This window comes from Pseudoxanthomonas sp. LjRoot125 (genome assembly GCF_964252705.1).
Classification (GTDB): domain Bacteria; phylum Pseudomonadota; class Gammaproteobacteria; order Xanthomonadales; family Xanthomonadaceae; genus Pseudoxanthomonas_A.
Genome location: NZ_CAXUOY020000001.1, coordinates 523,339 through 539,718, shown reverse-complemented (window position 1 = coordinate 539,718; position 16,380 = coordinate 523,339). Strand labels below are relative to the sequence as shown.

The following is a 16,380-nucleotide window of genomic DNA, read 5'->3' as shown; positions in this document are numbered from 1 at the left end:
AAAACCAAGGGTCACTTTACTGGCGATATCTCTGGTATGAGAGCGCCTGGCGAGGACAAGGCAACTTTCTGGACCGATACCCAACACTCCTCCTTCTTTGCCCACTCTGAAATCATCCGGCCGTTGGCAGACGCATGGAGTGCCTGATTCACCTCTACCGCCCATATCCGGATCTGACTCTTGAAGGCATCTGAAACGTCCTGCTGCTCCCAAATCTTGTCGAGATCGACCTTGCTCGCGTACACGCGGGAAATCATCGAGACAATGTAGATCGCAACGTTGCCCTGAAACGCGGGAAACATGGGGCGCAAAAGCGAATGAACGCGCTTGAACAAGATGACCTTGGCAATCATGCGCTTGTAGCCTTGGACGTCTGGAATCGCGGATACACCCTGCTCCTCCTTGTCCCGAATCTCATCCATGAAGCGCGCGAAGTTCTTCTGTCCGCCCAAGCTCGCGAGGTCCGGCCGACCATCCCAGGCATTTAAGAATTTGGCAAGGTCAGTCTTAGTCAGGCGGCGAGCAGGCGGCACCACGACCGTCTTCAGGTTGCGGTACTTGGCCGGCGTCGATCCCTCCCGCGCCAGCATGGTCGTGTAGCTGCCCGCAGCTCGCTCGTAGAACCAGCGGCCAACACCATCCGGGCAATAGATCCTGTTGGACAGTTTCTCCAGCTCCACATGGAAGGGAGAATTTGCCGACAAGTCAGATTGCTTCACTGTGTTCTGGCTGTTGGCATATCGTGAGATGTCCGAGATCATCGCTTCTTCAGCCGCAGGGTCGTCAGTCTTCAAGACAACCACCTTGGCAGGCACACGGACCTTCCCAAGGTCGATCTCGGAATACTTCTTCTTGGTGAAATAGATCGAAGCGGTAGTCTGACCGCCGTTGACGATCTGCATACCCTTGAGCCATGCGATTCCTGGGCCACCCTGTTTGGTCTGCCCCAGTCTGGCCTCATCTGCGACGATGACGATACCGTTGTTATAGGCAACGAACTTCTCTGGGTCCGAACGAAGTGTCGCCTGGATCCCCTTGTTGACCTTTCCCGTGGCACTTAGAAACGACCGGACGTTGGCCTCAAGAAGGCGGGCGCCGTACTTTTCATAGAGGAATCTGAGGACATCGCCCGGAAAGACGGTCATCGCATAGTCGTAGGTACTCGGATTTCCCTCAATATAGACACAGGGCAATGGTCCGCCAGCGACATCGTCGAAGTTCACAACAAGCTCGTCCCGCGGTTTGCCTTCCGACCAGTGGCGATGAAGCCGCTCGATGTCCATTACTTCCAGCCTGACGGTCTTACCGTTGATCTCCCGAGACTTGAAGTTCTTGGCTTTGACTTGGCCATCGGTCAGGACATAGATCCTGATTTCGTCCAAGCCCGCATAACCCTTTTCAATGTGCACGGCCAGCTCATGGGCGTCATTCGAAGGGTCCATGGTTGACGCAAGTTTCCCTTGCGCCGATAGCGACAAGAACCGCAGGCACTGCTCGGCCGCCTTCTGGGTTGTCGAATCCGGCACCGATTGCAGCGTCTCCGCGTTCATGTAGATGCTGACAAACAGATCGAGTCTGTCGTCATCCTCAGAAACCGAGTAGCCGCTCAGCTTGATGTTGGCATTACCAACCTTGGTGTCGTAGTAGCAGACCTGCGGCTCGTACGTCATCCCCACATCTTCCATATGGCGCATGACGATTTCGGAGAATACGAGCTCGGGATACGGATACGGAGTACCGGATACGGTCATCCGCTCCGCAATTTCATCGCTCACTTCGGCGCGGGTTTGGACAAGGAATTCGATCAGTTCCACGCGACATTCACCCCAAGACTTTCAATGATTTCTTCGCATCTCGTCGCCACTTCAGGTATGGCGTCAAGATCCATCGCGTATTTGACGCGTTGCACAGCCGCAGGAACATTGGATCTAGTCAAACGAGGCGAATCATCGCGAATCAATCTATAGCCAAGATGGACTTGGACGAATCTACGCGTGTACCTCTCCCGCATGGCCTCGATGTAGCCCGCCGATAAGAGTTTGCTCCCCAATGCCGTCGTCGCTCCCGCAGCTTCCTGGACAACCTGCGCCAGTTCGTCACAAAGCTCCGGCAATGTCTGTCCGCTGCTTGTCTGCGAGAGGCGAACTGCACCCACATACAGGGGGCGTCGTAAGCTGTCATCCAGTTGATCGAGGTTTGCAATTTCCGCGACAAATCCCACTGGGGAAACCGTCGACTTGACTTCGACTGCCCCGGTCCCGATCAGGAAGTCGTGCAAACCATCCGCTGGACCTTCCCAAGAATCAATGACATCCGATGCGTTCATGCCGCTCTTCAAGATGTCCTTAAACACAAGTAATTCCCCGAACAGGCCAACTTCCTCTTCCGCTGATAGCACGCCGGTGCGGTCCCGCTTCATGAACTCCTGCCATGCGCGAATGCGGGCCATCAAGGCGGAGTAGATGCGGCTTGGGTCCTCGTCACCCGCTTGAGCAAGTAGCGCCACCAGATCTGCGGCCATCAGTGTAAAAAGCCCCAGTTGCCCACCAATATTGCGAGCGAGTGCGAACCATGTCCGCCCAGTAGCCGCATCAATGGTTTCGGTCCGGGTAAGGCTGAATCCCTGCCCCCTTGGCAGCTGGACATCCCGTCCGACCGGAGAGCCTTCGATGCCAATCAGTAGCGATTCCTCATTGCCCGGCGCCCGCCGCCCTGCGTGGACGGTACAGTTTAATTTCCGAACAAGCTCGATAACTCTCCAGCCTTGGCCGCTTTCAGCTCCGAGAGCACGCCACGCTGCGGTCAGCTGATCCTGCTCATTCTGAAGCGCCATACTCAAGCTCCCAGGCGACATTGTTGATCTTGTAGTCGACCTTCACGTTCGATTTGCTTCCTGGGAAACTGATGCCAAAAGCCACAATGCCAGACGTCCCGACTTCGAAGTCGAGCCCGGCACCTCCCGGGTCCAGCACATAGACGACCAGAAGCCCTTCGTCGGGCCGTGGTAGTGCTCCAGGTGCCCCAAGGCCCCTGACCCTCCTGATAGCAGGCCCACTGGGGATCTCCGGCTGTCCGGCTTTCCCGCTTTTCGTCCATGCCTCCGCTGTCAACTCAAGCGCCGCATTCCACTGGGCTTCGTCCAGGCCAATCGATTCGTCCTTGGGGTCCAACAGCACTCCGATCGCGTATCGATCATCGAATTGGGAATCGCCTGTTCGCTTGGCCATGTTCACCGACACCCCAGGCGCAAGCTCAGACGGCCTTCCAGTGCGAACTCCCAATAGAGCAACCGTCCATTTTGTCAGCTCGCCGGAGCCGGCCATCATCCGGATGAAGTCCGACAGAGCGGCACTGTTGACACGATGAGCGGCTTCATTGGTCCTATATCCCTGCAGGAAATCGACAATGTGAGAATGCGGCACATCCTTCCATAGATGGCCATTCCACTGATGGCTGGTTGCACCGAATCTGCGCTCGAAAGCCTCTCCCGCCGATGGACCAAGTGCTCCGAAAAGCCTTGAGGCCGCATCGAAATTCTTCTGGATTTCGGACTTCCGGCGTGGCAGAGATACCGTTTGCATCAGTTGACCACTGAACGATAGCTGCAAGGTGCGGGCACTCCGCATCTTTATCTGCGAAGTAACCAGAAGCTCGGGGTGCGACTGGACCTTTAGTCCATATTCCCTCGGCGTCGCACCGGAATTCGCCATCAGGTCAAATTCCTCACGCAGTTCCGTGGCCGCATCCGAAACATGTCGGAACCAGCGGACAAGATCTGAAGAAGTGTAGAGACGGCTAAGGTCAAGATAGCCCGGCCGATAGCCGAACCACCGACCCATTTGCATCAGTGTGTCGTACATCCTGGACGCACGAAGGAAGTAGCTTGTGCACAGTCCTTCAAGCGTCAGGCCGCGGGCGAGCTTGTCTCCACCGATGGCAATAACCTTCAGTCCTTTGGCTTTGCTTTCCTCGTAGTCCAGCACGTCCTTTGCGGTGCCGTTGATCATTCGAACATCGATGTCATGCATTACATCTGGCAGAACGCCGACGATGTCCGTCCATTCCGGGTCTTCTTCCGGAACATTGCCGACCCCTGCCAAGCGAATTTGCTGCGTCGCGGGCAGGAAGTCAGTCTCCCAAAGCTCCCGAAGCTGCTCGATGATTGCCTCGTGGCCAATCCGGCGACTTATCCTCTGCCGCACGTCCTGCATGTATTCAGCGACTTGCTGATGGACGGCTGCTTGGACCGAGTTGAACCTGGTCACATGAATAAGCATTGAGCTGTGCTCGCCTCCTTGGCCGCGCAGTTCCCTTGCACTGCATGCAAGCAGAAAGGAGTTCAGCGCAGTCTTCAAACTTGGCGGAAGCGCATCGGAGCTCGAATACATTGGAACATGAACGGGCTTGTGCTTCACTGGCATCCAACCCGACTTTTCATCCTCGGACATGTAGTCCGCCACCTCCTTGATGAGAGGGAGCTGGCCTTCCCTACCATTCGGCCCAGGACGCCCGAACACTGTCCCCGGACCGACATAGTTAGACGGTGCGGCGAGATTCTGGATGAAAGCGGAGGGGAAGAGATCCGGCCCCTCCGACTTGGTCGTACCACGCTCGTGAATGAAGATGTTCGCGAACGGCGTGGCCGTGTATCCGACATACGCCGCTCTCGAGAACGAATGGAGTATTCGACGGATCAAGCGGTTGATCGTCGTGGGCTGATGCTCGTCGTCAGGATTTCCGTCTGCATCGACGACGGTCTCACCTGTGTCCACGGAGGCGTTGTCCGCTTCGTCGTCGATGATGAGAAGCGGAAGCTTGGTTACCCGCTTCTTTACTCGCGGCAATTGATCCTTTTCCGCGGTGAATGAATCATCCGAAGCGATCGGCATGTCGGCAACATGGTTCTGGATCCATTTCAACAACTGGACGAGAACAGACTTGTTTTTCTTGACGACAAATAGCCAAGGCCTTTGCTCTGGAGAGATCGCAAGTTGTGTGGCAGCACGGCCGCCAAAATCGCCATTGTTGGCCCGCGTCGTTGCGCAGTTAGGATTGATCGATTGGTCCGTGTCAATGAGCCCTACGCCTATGCGGCGCTGAACATTCGTGGCGCCATTGGTCTCGTATCCAAGAAACCCCTCCTCGAGACGGATCTGTGTCTGAGACCGGAGATTGTTGTGCAGACCGGCCAGCACGATGATGACCTTGTACTGGGCATCTGCCGCCTTGCAAACAAGACCGGTGTAGTTTGCGGTCTTGCCTGACTGAACATGACCTACGACCAACCCACGACGGTCCCACATGCCCGGACGCATTGGGTCTTCGAGCATGCTAAGGATTCTGTCTGTGGACTTGTCCAAAGCGTCCACTGCCTTCCAGGACAACTTCTTCTCTTGGAACTCCCTATAGCGCTGCCAGTAGCGCCAATCCTGCTTTCTCGCTGCATCAAGCCAAGGCTCATGACCCGACGAATCCACAAGCGAGGTGTCTTCGCCTATCCAGACGCTGAATCGGCGTATCAACTCGTCTGTCACAGCTTCACGATCAAGCGCTTCTGCCCATTTCGCGTGCATCCGCAAAACCAGATCGATCTTTTCTGCGATCAATGCCGGAGTGATGACGGACTTGTCCTCTTCGTCGAGGAGTAGCTCTTGAACAATCTTGACTACGCGGCTTGAATTCGAATCGTTCATTGTGTTCCCTGTGTTACGCAGTCAGTCGGCGGCGACATTGTCGGGCAGGCCCATTACCAAGTCGGGATGCAAGTCAAAGGGCTCGGTCACCAACAGTTGTCGACGCGCCATCGCCGGCGCCATACCTTTACGGAGGACAAGGTTCCGATACAGGACGCTCAACACTTCCAGAACCGACGAATCCGGTTCCGCGGTAAAGCCCCCTTTTGGCTGCTCACCGGTCTCGGCGGTGTCCAGCCAGATCCGCTGCACCGGAATGGTTTCCTCGAGCACACGGAGCAACGCTTCCGCTCTTCTTGCTATATCCCCACCCTCTTCCAGGAGGGACCGAACTACTGGATGCGAACGATCAACTCGATACCGGCGACCGGAAGCCAGATTCTCCGAAACCCATACCGGCGCCACTTGCTCGCCCCGCACCAAGGACGTATTCGCTTGGGCGCGGTGAAGAAATACCCTGCGCGCCCTATCGCGGACGTCTTCGGCCAGCCTTGTCAGCTGTTCACGGATCCGTACGGGTGGGTGCGCCGTAGACTTCCGTATGTCGATCTTCCAGTCGGAATCGGTGCTATTCGGGATATCAATGCGAATACGTGCCAGCCGGTGGGATTCGTCTTTCGACCACGATCTGCCGCGGCCCAAGCCAAGCCAGCTACCCGCAACCAGCAACCTCCGGCCTCGGTAGATATACAGCCCTTGCTGCGATGACCAACCCTCGGGGCCTCCGGCGTTCTCATATTCCTTTTCGCTCAGCCTGTCCTTGTGGGGAAGCACAAACGCCTGAGCATAGACGCGCCAGTCGGACGCGCCGATTGGGACTTCCGGTGACCGCCAAGTTGCCGAATGCCATGACAGAAACGGATCCCATGCCCTGACTCTCTGTCCGTTGATACGGAGATCGATTGAAGGTCCGCTACGATCAAGAAATCTATGGAACACCATGGCCAGGTGACGCTCTACCCGGTCTATGAGATCCAGGAAATCTCGCTCCCTGAAGCCTACAGATACGATTCTGTCGAGAACTTCCCATAGAACCACGGTTCCATTTTCAAGCCCTTCCAGGGAATGAAGCTTTGCATTTGAACCCTCGTGTGGCCCTTCCAGCAGAAACCAACCACCTTCGTCATCGTTGGCCAAGAAGTCCAGATCCCAACGCAGGCAGCTCACCTCACCATTCTTGCGGCTCGCTACCGTAAGCCGGCGGCATTGCGAGAAAGATGCCGTCTTCAAGCCCATGCCGAACCGGCCAAGATCCGCTGGATCCCGGGCTCGAAGTGGATTCATTTCGGCCAATCTCATGGCCCTATCCAACTCGGGGTCGGACATTCCCCGGCCGTCATCGCAAATCGTCACCCAACTGTCGCTTCCTGCCCAGTGGAATGTGATCTCAACCTTTGTGGCGCCCGCTGTGATGCTGTTATCGATCAGATCGGCGAGCGCCGTCTCCGTCGTATAGCCGAGTCCTCTCAATGCTTCGATCGTGCCGTCGGCTCGCGGTGGAGCACTCCTGGTCTTGAGCATGCTCATGCCTCTTCATCGTCATCGTCGGCCCAGAACGTACGCAGCTGGCGAGCGTATGAGGGATTCCGAAGTTTCACGAGCGCCTTGTTTTCGATCTGCCTGATTCTTTCGCGCGTCAAATCAAACATCTGACCCACCTCTTCGAGCGTCATTTGTTGGCCATCGATCAGGCCGAACCGATGGCTGATCACAGCCGCCATCCTTTCAGGCAATGCCGAGACACACACCCGCATGACCTCTATAAGGTTCTGCGCGGTCGCGTATTCTTCCGGCCCCACCATCTCGTCTTGAACCGCTTCGACCGCCTCTCGGATCGCTTCTGATTCGTCGCTGCTCTCTGGCTCTCGAACTACGCCCAGGGCCTTGCCAACTTCCGCCATCGGCATGGCGGATTTCCTTGCAAGGACGTCCAAAGGCAACTCAGAGGCGGTATCAAGCCCCATGCTTCGCGCCACGGCATCCAGCTTGGCTACCTTTTCCAGCATGTGCACCGGAACCCGAATGGTTCTGGCCTTGTCCGCAACCGCTCGCGTGACTGCCTGTCGAATCCACCACGTCGCGTAGGTGGAGAATTTTGTTCCCCGGGAACAATCGAATTTCTCGACAGAACGAAGGAGCCCAAGATTTCCTTCCTGGATGAGATCCATTCTGGACAGGGCTGACCAGCTGTACTTCTTTGCGATGGAAACGACGAGCCGCAGGTTGGCTTCGACCAGTTCCGTTCTGAGTACGTCGAGTTTTGCAATCGCAGCCGCCAACGGCGGGCATTCGTTGCCTAGACTCGCCAATCTCGAGTGGACCCATCGGATGCCGGCGATGGTGAGCTTGAGATCCAGAACCGCTCCGACGAGACGGTTGTCTGCGCGGCCACGATCGGAAGCGGGATTCCTTCGCTGACTAATTTGTTGCACTTCGTCGAGAAGTCCATTGAATTTCGCTACCCCGGTATTCGCTCCAGTTTCCGGGCCATCGTCCTGATCAATGGGTGTCGCCTCCTGTGGCGCTGCGCCATTGCCATCCCCTTCTTCCTGCTCCTGCTCGCCGATCCGGCTGACCGTGCCCACCTGCAACCTACCTGAGAGCAGCTCCTCCCGAATGGCCAAGAGAACGTCTGTTGCTGATTCGCTATTCGCGATCGCGCGGCACGCATCTCCGACAGACAGCTCGATCAGCCTTCCAATACGTTGTTCCCCCTCCCGGTCCAGCAATTCAGACCGCCCCAACGTCTTGCTCAAATGGAACGCGGGATCGTTTCCACGAGAGGCCAGCTCAAGCAGGTATGCCTCCACGTCAGCAAGGAGCTCTTCATCGGGTTCCGACAGCTCTTCAACTTCAGCTTCCGTCATCCACTCCGAATCATCGTCGGAGATGACAAATCCAAGTTCACCGGCCACTTGCTCGAGTCGTGCAGCAAGCTCCCCGTCACGCGATCCTTCCATTTCACGTGCGAGTTCGCGTATGCGGGAAATCCTCACGCAACCGTAATCGCGACCATCCACCAAAATACCTGCTAGGTGATTCCTTCCATCCCCGTCGAACAGAGTGCGTCTTGCCGTGAGATCCTGGACGTCCGGCAGATCAACTTCGAGATCCGACCAGTCTTCATAGGCATCGAAGATGCGATGCGCGGCCAATTCCATTTCGACCTCGGAAATGGCAATCCGGAGGGCCGTGTCGTCTTCAGGTGAGCTGACTTCCTGTTCTTCCTCCCACGCCCACTCCACGCCGTCCGGCGGGTCCGCGCTCGTTGTTTCGGGGGACGGCACTGATGGAAAATCTGGGGCGCTGCACTCCATCAAATACTCGGCCACTTCAATTTGGCCAGCAGCCCTCGCGATTCTTATCGCATCAATCCCATCATCGTCCGTGCTCTTTGGATCTGCTCCGTATTCCAAGAGAAGGCGACACAGCTTCAGATTGCCCTTCGTCGCAGCGAGCATCAATGGCGATCGCCCACGCTGATCGCGAGCCTCCGCACTGCCGCCGTTTTCCAAGTACGTTCGCACCAACTCCGCGTTGCCTTGCGAAATGGCAAGGCGCAGAAGCGGCTTGAGCGGTGGATGGTTCGTGCTTCCGTCCATCTTGGAAACTACACCGCACCGATACCTTGGAGGTGCTCAGGTCCTTCATTCATCTGGTTATCCCCCCGGAATGCCCCTTACTTTTTAATGATCGACCAGACCACTTGTGCAATTTCACGCGCCAGCATTGGCGGAACTGCATTTCCGACCTGGATGTATTGCTGGGTCCGGTTTCCCATGAACAGATAGTCGTCCGGGAAGGTTTGCAAACGTGCAGCTTCACGAACAGTGAGGCTGCGACATTGCTTTGGATCCCAATGAATGAAGGCGTGACCATCCTTGGAAAGATGGCTGGTCACGGTATTTGAAGGTCGCTCCTGCCTCTGCACTCGGAAGCGATCGGCGAATGCGCCGGATTCCCAATTCTTGTGATCCGGGGCCAGCCGCTTCGGGAATTCCTCGCTGGAGGGCGAGCGCTTGTGCTCCTTGGCGAAGGCCGCGCAGAACATGTAGCGGCCCAGATCCGACTGCATGTGGCCCCTAGTTTCATGGTTTAGAACCACCGTCTGGTCGGAGTTCCGCAGCTTCTCCGTAAAGCAACTCGTCCCTTCGCTGTATCTGATGGAGCTGCGCGGCAACCCGTGGGATGGCTTCAGCTTCTTGAGCCGCCCAGAGACATTCGGCATGCTCGTCCCAAGAACCTTTAGCACCCAATCCCGCTCGGACTCCATAGCCCATTTCCACAGCTCCGGATCGTCCTGCTGTCGACTCAATCCGCTCCGTAGTTTCGGCAGGCCTGCCAACGCTTTTTCGATCGGGATCTCGCTGTCAGATACAGGCAGCCCCGGCACCGTAGCGACGCCCGGATGCATCAGATCCTCGCGGATCCCCATGATGATCACCCGATGCCTTGCCTGTGGAATGCCATGGTTTTCGCAGCGGATGATGAAGGCGGCAGGGTTGTCCGCTACCAGTTCGGTGGTTCGCTTCTGCGCTTCATCCAGGTGGATGGGCAGAAGAACGTATCGCTTGTCCTTCTTGCCTGGTCGGGAGGACCCAGACAACGCCGCGGATGGGTCGGCCAGATCCCGCATGATGGCCGCGAACATCTCATTGTTCCCGACTTTCGATGTCAGGATGCCCTTGACGTTTTCCATGATGAAGACGGCGGGCGAATACTCCGCAAGGATGTCGAGATACTGCTTGTAGAGGAAGTGCTTCGTTGTGCCCTTGCTCCTGAAGCCTTTCACTTTTTTCTGCCGGGAACGCCCCACAAGCGAATACGCCTGGCATGGGGGGCCCCCGATCAGAATCATTTCCTCGAACTCATCCTTCACCGCCTCGATCCGATCAAGAAGGGCGCGATTGTCTTTTTCCACACCCAGTGTCAGGTTCAAGGCCTCCTCTTCGGCCTGATCCCAAAGCGGCTTCCATTTCCCCTCCCCGAAGTGGACGGAGGGCGGCAATGCTTCACCCTTAGCTACCTTTTCAAGGTAGGCAAAGTAGTCTCGAGGCACGCTTCCCTCCTGCCGAACCAGCAGTCGATAGAACGCGCGCAGACGCAAGGTTGAATGGGCAGATGCCTCCATCTCGGCAGAAACGGCAAGTTCGAACGGGTGCATGCCGGAGCCGGGAACGGTTTCGAAGCCGCTGAACCCCTCGCCCAACCCGCCGGGGCCTGCGAAGATGTCGATTACACCGATGGTGCTGCGTTTGCGTTTACGTGCTGCGGACAAGATCTGGACTCTGACGATATGGTTGACGTGATGAGCGCTGACAAGCGCTCCGCATTGATGTCACGTATCCGGGGCAAGGACACCGGCCCGGAATTGCGGGTGCGGAAGCAGCTCTGGCGAGCCGGCTTCAGATATCGATTGCATGACAAGGGACTGCCAGGCAAACCCGATCTGGTTTTGCCTAAATGGAAAACGGTCGTGTTTGTGCATGGCTGCTTCTGGCATTGCCACGCGGGCTGCCCCTACTTTCGCCTTCCCAAAACCCGCCCCGACTTCTGGGACGAGAAACTGCGACGCAATCAGGAACGGGACGAGACGGCAATTTCCGCCTTGATCGATGTCGGTTGGCGCGTTGCGGTCGTATGGGAATGTGCTGTCCGCAGCGACCCTGACGCCGTCGGCCGCAAGCTCGCCGCATGGGCTGGGCGAGGCAAGGGAAACATCCAGATCGAGGGACTTGATCAGAAAGTTCGAAGTCGCCAACTCCCTCTTCCCCGCATCTGAGCAGATGCTGGCCCCAAGACTCATGTCCGCCCCCTGTCAGCGTCCACCCGCGCGGCCAAGACCCTAGGCCATACACGTCTCACTGGACGATATCCGAGTGTCCCTGCAACTCGTCCGGGACATGCTCGACCAGATCCTCGATCCGGCATCCGAAATAGGCACATAGCTTGTCGAGCACGTCCGTTTGGACATTTGCTCCATGCTGGTTGACGAGCTTTGAAAGCGTCATCCGATTCAAGCCGGTGGCGGTTGCGATCTCCTGCAGTTGGACTCGCTTCCGCTCTCGGAACTCGAGGTCGGCTATCCGCTCCCGCAACTTGAATCTTAACATTGACTGAATACCGATTATTAAAATAATCAAACGATCTTGCTTTTCGTCATCCGATAGCTAGTATCGTCATCTCATGATGATTTTGACTATCACGTGATAGCGGATATCTGCATAGGAGAGCATTGATGAGCAGTACTTACCTTACCACTGAACAGTTGTCGGAACGCATCCACTACGACGTTCGAACCATCCGCAACCGCCTCAAAGATAGCGTCCTGCTGGAGGGCATCCACTACATCCGTCCCTTCGGCGGGCGGAAGCTCCTTTTCGTCTGGGAGGCCATCGAGCGCGACATTCACACTGCCTCCTCGGCCCACACCCCGCTGATCCCAATGGCAAATGGCGGCGTGGCACATGGCTAAGGTTCGCTTGCGCCCTGAGACCAACAACCTCTACTTGGACTTTTCGTTCCGCGGCAAACGGTGCAAAGAGCAGACCGCCCTGAAGGACACACCAGCCAACCGTCGAACCTTGGAAACTTTCGCCAATCGCATCAAGCGCGAGATGGCCAAAGGAACGTTCGATTACCGAGCGTTCTTCCCAGACAGTCCTCGCGCCAGCCAGTTTGACGGCGACATGCAGGCCACTCCGACGGCGGTGGCGACACGCAGCCATGCCTCGCCGGATAGGGGTCCCTCCACACCGACGCTGGGGCAGTTCGCCGGGACCTGGTACCAAGAGAACCTGCCGCGCTGGCGCCAAACCCATGCCGACACGGTTGAAGGGACCCTGCATCAGCACATCCTTCCCAAGCTGGGTGAGAAGCCGCTGGCTGAAATCACGCGGGCAGATTTGCTGGCCTTCCGGGCCGAACTGGGCAAGCAAACCGGCAAAGGCGGCGGCGCCCTGTCTCCCTCGAGGATCAATCACATCATGACGCCCTTGCGCATGCTGATGGCCGAGGCCTCCGAGCGCTATGAGTTCCTCACCCCTTTCCGGAACATCAAGCCGCTGCGCCTACCCAAGCTAGACATCCAGCCGCTTTCGCTGGATGAGGTCCACCGTGCGCTCGGCACCGTCCGCAAAGACTGGCATCCGTACCTGGCGACCCGCTTCTTCACGGGGATGCGGACAGGCGAGATCAATGCGCTGGAGTGGAAGCACATCGACTTTGAGCAGGATCTGATCCTTGTCCGCCAGTCGATCGTCAAAGGGAAGTTGGAGAACACCAAGACCGATGGGTCGATGCGGGACATTCCGATGGTTCCCTTGGTGCGGACCGCGTTGCTGGAACAGCGGAAACTGGTTTCTGACGATTGCCGCTGGGTCTTTGCACAGCGCAACGGTGATCCGATCAACCTGGTCAACTTCACCAACCGGGTCTGGCACCCCCTGCTCCGCCATCTGGGCTTGGCACCCCGCAGGCCGTATCAGACTCGCCATACGGCGGCCACGCTGATGCTGGCCTCGGGCGAGAATCCGGAGTGGGTGGCCCGGACCTTGGGCCATGCCAATACGGAAATGTTGTTCCGGGTCTACTCTCGCTACGTGCCCAACCTGACCCGCAACGACGGCAAGGCCTTCACGGGGCTGGTCACCGCCTCCTCCATGCCGACCAACAACACTCCCCGGACGAAGGATGCCCCGCAGGGCACGGCTACTCCTTTGTCGGTGCTGACACGCAAACAGCTCGAAGCATTGGTCGCCCAGCTGCAACAGCAGTAGCGGCTCCAACAACAAGCTGCCACCCACCAATTTCGACCGCTCCAACATGTTTGCGTCGGGCGAAGCCCTACTGCGCCCCAAAAGTCCACTCTTAAGCCACTCATCCAAGGAAGACCCATGAACAAGCAACCCCTGATCACCCACCCCGTTACCTTCGATGCCGTTCTCGAACCAGGCCTGATCAGCGGCGATGGCCTCCAGTCGGTGCGCGTGATCCATCCGGACGGCGAGCTCGCCGCGTGGACCTGGCATCACTTCGATGCAGCCAACACGGACTCAGTACTGACGGGCACCGTGAGTATCCAGCCCTTTGGCCAGCCAGTGGGGTTGACCTCTGTCATTGACCGGATCCAGTGGCAGCCAGCCTTGCAGGTCATCGACCTCATCCCCGAAGTCGCAGGCACCGCGAAACTGGTCGCACGTTTCCGCTCGTTGGTGGATCAGATCCGTCACCCGGGCCTGCAACAGCTTCTGCATGACGTCTTTGCCCTGCGGCCGCTGTTCTACAACTACTGGAACACGGCGCTTGAGATCGACGGCAAATCCCGCTCCTTGGCGGAGAAAGCCATCATCAACGCCGAACTGGTCCAGTGGGGTGTGGGGTTGTCATCCTTTCAGCGCGCCGTGGGGATGACGTTCGCCCTGCTTCGAAACGCAGGGCAGGCTTGGCCGCGGGAGCAATGGTCAGATGGCGAGCATGCCTTGCACCTGCTCAGGCAAATCGATGGATCCATGTCGCATCTTGCCCAAGGGTATCCAGAGGATGCGGACGTTCTGAGGGAACTGATGGAGCACGAGTACCGCCTCTCCCTCAGCCCGCTGGCCCTTTCCACTCTGGAGCATGTCAATCATCTGGCTGATACAAGCTGGCTTGATGCCCACTGGGGGGGATTGGACGGACAAGAGCCTAATGGCCCGAGCAACCTCATCTCCTTGGACGCCCTCCGGCGCCGTCGGGCTTCCGGGTCTACCTGACATCTTTGTGCCGCCAGACACCGGTGCAGTCGCGGTCTCACTACCTGATATCCGCCAAAGCGATGCTCTAACCCGACTATTCCAAGGCCATCTCATGACCATGCCAGATGAAAGAACCCGATCCCTGTTGTGGGCAGGTAGCTTCCTTGTCGACATTGCGCGTGACGAAGCACTTCCCGTCTCCATCAGGCGGAGGGCCGCAACGATCGTGAGACATTTCCCTACTGTGGAAGACGTCACCTGGCTGGCGGAGTCCCTTCGCGAGTCTGTTCTCAGCATTCAGCTGGCCTCACCGGAACAAGCACTTCCCGAACAGAGTGACTGGGACTTCGAGCCGCTAAGGCACTCCACGAGACTCAGCTGGCCCGACGGCCCATAAATTCAAGAGCTGGCAGCCATTCATTGCCACGGCAACCGAATGGACCCGACAACCGGATACATCGAACACACCATCGGGTCGAGCAACATCACCGAAACTTTCGTTCAAAGGTACACAGGCAATGACATCCGCTCCGCATAAGCCATCAAGCAACTTCCTAGCGGGACTATGCGAAAACGGAACCATTTCTCCGAGACTGTTCGCCGAACAGTTCCATGTCGACTTGGAGACGCTCGCTGATCTGGCACACGTTCAGCCAGATGCCATCTCGCATGCTCCGGAGTCGGAGCTACTGCAGAACTACATGCGCAACGCCGCTAGCGTCATAGCGGTACTTACCGAACTCAGTGACTTGGACGTCGAGCACGCCGTCACTTGGTTTCGCCATGCTCCATTGATCGAGCTGGGAGGCGCTACCGCCGAGCAGTATGTGTCTCAAGGGAGGACCGCCGCGGTTCATGCCTACGCCCTAAACCTCGCAGCCGGAGCCACGGGCTAACCGTGGATCGCGCGTTCAAGCCCTAATTCAAGCGGTTACGCCGGCCTAGTGGCCATTACCGGATGGAACTCGCGAGCCAGACGAACGTGCACTAGTATCTGCCGAGAAGCGTCACCCATCATCCTCTTGGGGAAGGGGAACCGAATGAGAATTGAGCCATCAGTTGTCAGTGATCTGATCACAAAAGCCGACCGGCTACAGCTCGCCGCTGTCATCCCTGCGGACTACGGCCGCATCGACATCGCCAAGGAGCTTTTAGACCTACGATCTCGGCTATCAAAGAAGATCGACGAGAAGCTGCAACCCTGGTTCATCCTGCTGGATGAAAGCGTCCAGTTCTTCGTGCAGTTCGAACGGTTCTTGTATCAGTTCCCCTTGAGTAGCGAGCTCATGGGTTACGCCGTCATGGTCTCCAAGCTCAAGAGAGACATCCTATCGATCAGGGAGCTTCTGGCCATCGGACAAGACATGACGGCGCGGGTTCTGGCACGGACTTTTGTCGAGGACATCGAGATCGCGATGGCATTGGCATTGAGCGCAGACACATGCCGCGCCTTTGCGAGCACACATGATACGAACGACTTCTGGAACAAACACATCGGCTACGGCAAGGTGTACGACAAGATGACTCAGTATCTTCTTGCGTGCGGCGTTCCAGAAGATCGGGCACGTGTACTGGTAGAGCGTCATCGGCAGGCCAAGAAGATGTTCTCCGAGAGCACGCATGGAGGTCGCAACTCATCGTTGTTCAGTGCTTTCTCACCAGCACTTTCTGCCCCAGCCAACTCAACTTCCTTTCCTTAGGGGCACTTACCTACGTCACAGCCGAGTTGGCGCTCTTCGTGGCTCAGGAAACGCATGCCTTCGCAGGTTCAGTTGTAAATGGGACCATGCACCCGCGACCGCTTCATCTGTATGCGGAGTTTGAGACAACCGGCAGATTCATGAACGCTGCCGGTTCGGCCTACGTGCTTCAGGAACTCCTACTTCGATACGAGGAGTCGCTTCAATCTCTGAGAGACTCGCTATGACCTACTCAGGCTGACACGCAAAGAA

Annotated in this window: 13 protein-coding genes; 6 read left to right on the top strand and 7 right to left on the bottom strand. The window is 57.3% G+C overall.

Features of this window, described 5'->3' with window-relative positions; translation table 11 throughout:
* Window positions 1–11: 11 nt before the first annotated feature.
* The 6 genes from ACSION_RS02320 to ACSION_RS02295 all read right to left on the bottom strand — a co-directional run bounded on the left by ACSION_RS02320 (window position 12) and on the right by ACSION_RS02295 (window position 10,971).
* Window positions 12–1,814, bottom strand: coding sequence for an AIPR family protein (locus tag ACSION_RS02320; RefSeq protein WP_162338828.1), 1,803 nt, complete (start codon window positions 1,812–1,814; stop codon window positions 12–14).
* Complete coding sequence (locus ACSION_RS02315; RefSeq protein ID WP_162338827.1) at window positions 1,805–2,833, bottom strand: PD-(D/E)XK motif protein; 1,029 nt, start codon at window positions 2,831–2,833, stop codon at window positions 1,805–1,807. Before ACSION_RS02315 ends, ACSION_RS02320 begins: the two co-directional genes overlap by 10 nt.
* The gene (locus ACSION_RS02310) at window positions 2,817–5,693 is read right to left on the bottom strand and encodes a Z1 domain-containing protein (protein ID WP_162338826.1); all 2,877 of its coding nucleotides are present in this window, start codon (window positions 5,691–5,693) and stop codon (window positions 2,817–2,819) included. Before ACSION_RS02310 ends, ACSION_RS02315 begins: the two co-directional genes overlap by 17 nt.
* Window positions 5,694–5,714: 21 nt before the next feature.
* Complete coding sequence (locus ACSION_RS02305) at window positions 5,715–7,220, bottom strand: ATP-binding protein (protein ID WP_221893521.1); 1,506 nt, start codon at window positions 7,218–7,220, stop codon at window positions 5,715–5,717.
* Window positions 7,217–9,295: a sigma-70 family RNA polymerase sigma factor gene (locus ACSION_RS02300; RefSeq protein ID WP_185894560.1), complete on the bottom strand. Its 2,079-nt coding sequence runs from the start codon at window positions 9,293–9,295 to the stop codon at window positions 7,217–7,219. The genes ACSION_RS02305 and ACSION_RS02300 overlap by 4 nt, the downstream gene beginning before the upstream one ends.
* Window positions 9,296–9,372: 77 nt before the next feature.
* Entirely contained in the window at window positions 9,373–10,971 is a 1,599-nt protein-coding gene (locus tag ACSION_RS02295; protein ID WP_202924195.1) for a DNA cytosine methyltransferase, read from the bottom strand.
* A 30-nt stretch (window positions 10,972–11,001) separates the two neighbouring features.
* Between ACSION_RS02295 and ACSION_RS02290 the strand changes: the two genes are divergently transcribed.
* On the top strand, window positions 11,002–11,475 hold the full coding sequence (locus ACSION_RS02290; protein WP_260618847.1) for a very short patch repair endonuclease: 474 nt from the start codon (window positions 11,002–11,004) through the stop codon (window positions 11,473–11,475).
* 79 nt (window positions 11,476–11,554) lie between these two features.
* Here ACSION_RS02290 and ACSION_RS02285 read toward each other — a convergent pair whose 3' ends face one another.
* On the bottom strand, window positions 11,555–11,806 hold the full coding sequence (locus ACSION_RS02285; protein ID WP_056881498.1) for a helix-turn-helix domain-containing protein: 252 nt from the start codon (window positions 11,804–11,806) through the stop codon (window positions 11,555–11,557).
* Window positions 11,807–11,931: 125 nt separating this feature from the next.
* Between ACSION_RS02285 and ACSION_RS02280 the strand changes: the two genes are divergently transcribed.
* The 5 genes from ACSION_RS02280 to ACSION_RS02260 all read left to right on the top strand — a co-directional run bounded on the left by ACSION_RS02280 (window position 11,932) and on the right by ACSION_RS02260 (window position 16,128).
* A complete protein-coding gene (locus ACSION_RS02280) occupies window positions 11,932–12,168 on the top strand; it encodes a hypothetical protein (RefSeq protein WP_056881497.1) in 237 nt (78 codons plus the stop codon).
* Window positions 12,161–13,471, top strand: a complete 1,311-nt coding sequence (locus ACSION_RS02275) for an Arm DNA-binding domain-containing protein (protein WP_185894562.1) — start codon at window positions 12,161–12,163, stop codon at window positions 13,469–13,471. The genes ACSION_RS02280 and ACSION_RS02275 overlap by 8 nt, the downstream gene beginning before the upstream one ends.
* 117 nt (window positions 13,472–13,588) lie before the next feature.
* Window positions 13,589–14,446 (top strand): hypothetical protein, encoded by an 858-nt coding sequence (locus tag ACSION_RS02270; RefSeq protein ID WP_185894563.1) that lies wholly within the window; start codon window positions 13,589–13,591, stop codon window positions 14,444–14,446.
* Complete coding sequence (locus ACSION_RS02265) at window positions 14,346–14,825, top strand: BPSL0761 family protein (RefSeq protein WP_435306642.1); 480 nt, start codon at window positions 14,346–14,348, stop codon at window positions 14,823–14,825. Before ACSION_RS02270 ends, ACSION_RS02265 begins: the two co-directional genes overlap by 101 nt.
* 643 nt (window positions 14,826–15,468) lie before the next feature.
* A complete protein-coding gene (locus tag ACSION_RS02260; RefSeq protein WP_435304667.1) occupies window positions 15,469–16,128 on the top strand; it encodes a hypothetical protein in 660 nt (219 codons plus the stop codon).
* Window positions 16,129–16,380 lie beyond the last annotated feature (252 nt).

Excerpts from the sequence above, each read along its gene's own strand:
- ACSION_RS02315 (WP_162338827.1), bottom strand. The coding sequence starts at position 2,833 with ATGGCGCTTCAGAATGAGCAGGATCAGCTGACCGCAGCGTGGCGTGCT.
- ACSION_RS02310 (WP_162338826.1), bottom strand. The coding sequence starts at position 5,693 with ATGAACGATTCGAATTCAAGCCGCGTAGTCAAGATTGTTCAAGAGCTA.
- ACSION_RS02305 (WP_221893521.1), bottom strand. The coding sequence starts at position 7,220 with ATGAGCATGCTCAAGACCAGGAGTGCTCCACCGCGAGCCGACGGCACG.
- ACSION_RS02300 (WP_185894560.1), bottom strand. The coding sequence starts at position 9,295 with ATGGACGGAAGCACGAACCATCCACCGCTCAAGCCGCTTCTGCGCCTT.
- ACSION_RS02290 (WP_260618847.1), top strand. The coding sequence starts at position 11,002 with ATGAGCGCTGACAAGCGCTCCGCATTGATGTCACGTATCCGGGGCAAG.
- ACSION_RS02285 (WP_056881498.1), bottom strand. The coding sequence starts at position 11,806 with ATGTTAAGATTCAAGTTGCGGGAGCGGATAGCCGACCTCGAGTTCCGA.
- ACSION_RS02280 (WP_056881497.1), top strand. The coding sequence starts at position 11,932 with ATGAGCAGTACTTACCTTACCACTGAACAGTTGTCGGAACGCATCCAC.
- ACSION_RS02275 (WP_185894562.1), top strand. The coding sequence starts at position 12,161 with ATGGCTAAGGTTCGCTTGCGCCCTGAGACCAACAACCTCTACTTGGAC.
- ACSION_RS02270 (WP_185894563.1), top strand. The coding sequence starts at position 13,589 with ATGAACAAGCAACCCCTGATCACCCACCCCGTTACCTTCGATGCCGTT.
- ACSION_RS02265 (WP_435306642.1), top strand. The coding sequence starts at position 14,346 with ATGCCCACTGGGGGGGATTGGACGGACAAGAGCCTAATGGCCCGAGCA.
- ACSION_RS02260 (WP_435304667.1), top strand. The coding sequence starts at position 15,469 with ATGAGAATTGAGCCATCAGTTGTCAGTGATCTGATCACAAAAGCCGAC.